The following is a 4,193-nucleotide window of genomic DNA, read 5'->3' as shown; positions in this document are numbered from 1 at the left end:
CCCCCGCTCGGGTCACCACCACCGAGAGCGCCTCAGAAGGATCCGGCCTGCAGGCCGGGCTGAAGAACCGCCACCTGTCGATGATCGCGATCGGTGGTGTCATCGGTGCCGGCCTGTTCGTCGGCTCCGGCTCCGGCATCGCCGCCGCGGGCCCCGGAATCCTGATCTCCTACGCGATCGTCGGCGCCCTCGTCGTCCTCGTGATGCGGATGCTCGGCGAGATGGCCGCGGCCAACCCCACCTCCGGTTCGTTCTCCGCCTACGCGGACCGCGCGCTGGGCCGCTGGGCCGGATTCACCATCGGATGGCTGTACTGGTTCTTCTGGGTCGTGGTGCTCGCCGTCGAAGCGACCGCCGGCGCCAAGATCCTGGCCGGATGGATCCCCGCGGTCCCGCAGTGGGGCTGGGCCCTGCTGGTCATGGTCGTCCTCACCGCCACCAACCTCGTCTCCGTCAGCTCCTACGGCGAGTTCGAGTTCTGGTTCGCCGGCATCAAGGTCGTCGCCATCGCCGCGTTCATCGTGATCGGCGGACTCGCGATCTTCGGCCTGCTGCCCGGCTCGGACCACCCTGCATCCGGCTTCTCCAACCTGACCGAGCACGGCGGGTTCCTGCCCAACGGGCCGGGGGCGATCCTCACCGGCATCCTGATGGTGGTCTTCTCCTTCATGGGCAGCGAGATCGTCACCCTGGCCGCCGGCGAGACCGCCGACCCGCAGGCCGCGGTCACCAAGGCGACCAACAGCGTCATCTGGCGGATCGCGGTGTTCTACCTGGGCTCGATCCTGGTCGTGGTGTCACTGCTGCGCTGGGACGACCCGGCGATCCTCAAGGACGGCTCGTACGTCGCCGCGCTGAACTCCATCGGCATCGCGCACGCCGGCCAGATCATGAACGCCATCGTGCTCACCTCCGTGCTGTCCTGTCTCAACTCCGGCCTGTACACAGCGTCCCGGATGGCGTTCTCGCTCGGCCGCCGTAGCGACGCCCCGGCCGCCTTCGCCCGCACCACCGGACGCGGAGTCCCACAGGCGGCCATCCTGGCCTCGGTGGTCTTCGGCTTCGTCGCCGTCGCCTTCAACTACCTCTGGCCGGACACGGTCTTCCAGTTCCTGCTGAACTCCTCTGGCGCGATCGCCCTCTTCGTCTGGCTGGTGATCTGCTTCTCCCAGCTGCGGATGCGCAAGATCACCCAGCGGGAGTCGCCGGACAAGCTGGTCGTCAGGATGTGGCTCTACCCGTACCTGACCTGGACCACCATCGCGATGATCACATTTGTCCTGGTCTACATGCTGACCGACACCGCCGACGGCGGCGGGCGCGACCAGGTCGTCCTGTCCACCCTGGTGGCCGTGGGCGTGGTCGTCGTCGCACTGGTCCGCGACCGCCTGGGCCGCGACCGGTCGCACGACACCGTCACCCCGTCCTAGGGACGGGACCCTGCCGAGCGGCAGCACGCCCTCGACCGGCGGCGGTGATGCGCTCCGCCCGCATCGCCGCCGCCTTCTTGGGGAGGCCGCTGCTCGCACCGGGCGCCGCAGGCCACGCGACCGGGAGCCGGCGCCGTGGACCGGAGCTGTGCCACCCTCGTCAGGCACCGCTGCGGCTCACGACGCCAGTGCCGGACGCCGGCCCGGATCGCCGACATCGTTCGCCGCCGGTTCGGCGTCGAGTACACCCCTGTCGGGACGCGGTTGGGACGCAAGGACAGGAACAGACCGACAAAGATGGAGGGCTCGAGACGCGGAGCACTCGGTCTGACTGGCAAAAACGTCGTGAACGGACGTTGATCGGCAAGGGCCGCCAAGATCCTCAACGGACTCAAAAGCCGTCGGCCGTGGGTTCGAGTCCCACCCGCCCCACGCGGGAGTGGTGGAGGTCCATACTCCCGACCTGCGGAAACAGAAAGATCCCCGTGCCGGCGGGGGTCTTTTCGCGTTCCGGGGGCCCGTTTGCTCGGCCAGTGCTCGGCCGAAGTGCCGACGGAGTTGCGGAGCCCGTTCTGAGGGGGCGACATCACCCCTGTGGCGGCGTGCCGCTGACAGGGGAGTGTCGGACGAGTTCCGTCGGATCTGCCGGCGTGCGGAACTCCCGCTGATCAGCCTGCGGGATCTGCGGCACTGTGCGGCGACGCTCATTCACGCGGGCGGCGGTGACCTGCACGCGATCAAGGAGACGCTGCGGCACGCGACGATCCGGCCGGCGTCGGATACGTACACCTCGCTGCTGGAGGACGTGGACCGGGGTATCGCGGAGCGGGCGGCGGCGCTGGTTCCGCGGGCCCGGAAGCAGGATCGGGGCGAGCGTGGCCGAGTGGGGCCGTGCGCGTGTTCGGGCCGCAGCATGGGGCATCGCAGACAGGCTTCTCTGCGTCAGCGATAGCCCGGGTGAACGGGCGGGAGGGAAGATCGTGATTCTCTCGGCTCGCCTCGGGGCCAGAAACTACTGTCGCGAGCATGGTCGAACACGATGCCCTGAGTGCCACCCGCGAGGCTTACGACGCCGCTGCCCCCACCTACGCGCAGCTGTTCCGCGACACGCTGCGTGACAGTCCCCTGGACCGCGCGATCCTGGGTGCCTTCGCCGAGGTCGTAAGTGCGAGTGGGGACGGTCAGGTCGCGGACCTGGGGTGTGGGCCTGGCCATATCACTGCTCATCTGGGCGAGCTGGGGCTGGCGGCGTTCGGTGTTGATGCCTCTCCTGCGATGATCAAGTTGGCTCGACAGGCCTATCCGGGCCTGCGGTTCGACGTGGGCTCGATGGCCGCGTTGAACATCGCTGACGGCGTGCTGGGCGGCGTACTCTCACGTTGGTCGATCATCCACACTCCGCCGCAAGAACTCCCGGTCATCCTGGCGGAGTTCCATCGTGTGCTGGCGCCTGGCGGCCACCTTCTGGTCGGCTTTTCGGCAAGCGGTGATCCGTCTCACCCGACGCAGGTCTTCGATCACACAGTCGCGCCGGCCTATCGGTGGTCGCCTGATCACCTCGCCGCGATGCTGCGCAAGTCCGGGTTGGCCGAGGCAGCCCGGATGGTCCGCGAGCCTCAGCCCACCGACCGACGGCAGTTCCAGGAGATTCACCTGCTCGCCCGTAAAGCCTAGGCAGGGGCTGCCTGGTCGAACGCACGACCGCATCCAACCTGCCGGAGGAGGAGCAGTCAGGCTTCAGGCGTCGACTCGATCGGCGCCTTCACCACGGCGGCCGGTGAACTGACCGAGAACGCGCTCGCGGTACGTCTCCCCGCCGAGGGCTGGAAGTCCCTCGAGCTGGTCGAGGGCGTCGACCGGCAGCGGCGGTTGCAGACGGGTGAGGGGCCGGGCCTTCGGCCGGCACCACGTGCACGAGGTGCTCAACGAGTCCGCCTCCGCGCACGCCGTCTCCGTGCACGCCTACTATCCGCCGCTGCCGAAGATGCGGCGCTTCAGCCGCACCGGTGCGGTGCTCTGGCTCAAGCAGGTCGAGAGGCCGGAGGACTGGCGGTGAGCGAAAGGCTGTCCACCGACGAGTACGTGGAGCGAGCGAGTCCGCTCCGGCCTCGACCGCGTCGGCCCCCGGGAGGCGTACGCGGCGGCCGCGGACGGGGCGCTGCTGGTCGACATCCGGTACGCGGAGCTCCGCGAGCGCGACGGACTGATTCCCGGCGTCCTCGTGATCGAACGTAATGAACTGGAGTGGAGGCTGGATCCGCATGGCTCACACCGTGTCCCGCAGGCCACGGGTCACGATCTGCGCATCGTGGTGATCTGCAACGAGGGCTACGCCTCCAGCCTGGCCGCCGCATCGCTGCACCACTTGGGGCTGCACCGCGCCACCGACCTGGTCGGCGGCTTCCAGGCGTGGCGCGCCGCGGGCCTGCCCGTCGCCTGACCGTTGGACCCGTGCGGACCGTTGGACCCGTGCGGGCCGTAGGGCCCGTGCGGGCGGGGCCGTCGTTCCTCCTGCGCACACGACAGCACCGGCTCCGCTGTGGGGCGATGCCTCCGCGGAGCCGGTGCCGTGCGCCGGACGTGCTGTGTGCGGCGGGACGGGGTGTCGCGTCCCGTGCTGCCGTTCGCGATCCGTTCGCTCAGTTCTTGGTGAGGAGGCCGCGGGTGCGCAGGACTCGTCGTTCCAGTGGGCTGAAGATGAGCAGGTCGATGGCGATGCCGACGGTGAGGATGAGGAGGATGGCGAGGAAGACCTGGGCCATG

The 4,193-nt window shown here is 69.1% G+C and carries 2 protein-coding genes and 4 pseudogenes; 5 read left to right on the top strand and 1 reads right to left on the bottom strand.

Annotation, left to right across the window (positions count from 1 at the left end; translation table 11 throughout):
• The 5 genes and pseudogenes from GUY61_RS35455 to GUY61_RS35435 all read left to right on the top strand — a co-directional run.
• A partial coding sequence (locus GUY61_RS35455) for an amino acid permease (RefSeq protein WP_313897011.1) occupies positions 1-1,430 on the top strand: 1,430 nt, incomplete at its 5' end.
• 619 nt (positions 1,431-2,049) lie between these two features.
• Positions 2,050-2,382, top strand: a pseudogene (locus GUY61_RS35450) (hypothetical protein); the annotation flags it as partial.
• A gap of 74 nt (positions 2,383-2,456) precedes the next feature.
• Positions 2,457-3,104 (top strand): class I SAM-dependent methyltransferase, encoded by a 648-nt coding sequence (locus GUY61_RS35445; RefSeq protein WP_166634422.1) that lies wholly within the window; start codon positions 2,457-2,459, stop codon positions 3,102-3,104.
• 72 nt (positions 3,105-3,176) lie between these two features.
• Positions 3,177-3,486, top strand: a pseudogene (locus tag GUY61_RS35440) (cysteine dioxygenase); the annotation flags it as partial.
• 33 nt (positions 3,487-3,519) lie between these two features.
• Positions 3,520-3,870, top strand: a pseudogene (locus GUY61_RS35435) (rhodanese-like domain-containing protein); the annotation flags it as partial.
• Positions 3,871-4,069: 199 nt separating this feature from the next.
• On the opposite strand, the pseudogene GUY61_RS40910 reads toward GUY61_RS35435, so the two are convergent.
• A pseudogene (locus GUY61_RS40910) lies at positions 4,070-4,193 on the bottom strand (ABC transporter permease); the annotation flags it as partial.

This window comes from Streptomyces sp. GC420, assembly GCF_009916105.1.
GTDB lineage: Bacteria > Actinomycetota > Actinomycetes > Streptomycetales > Streptomycetaceae > Streptomyces.
Note: the sequence above shows the minus strand (reverse complement) of the source record. Positions and strands in the feature narration are given on the sequence as shown.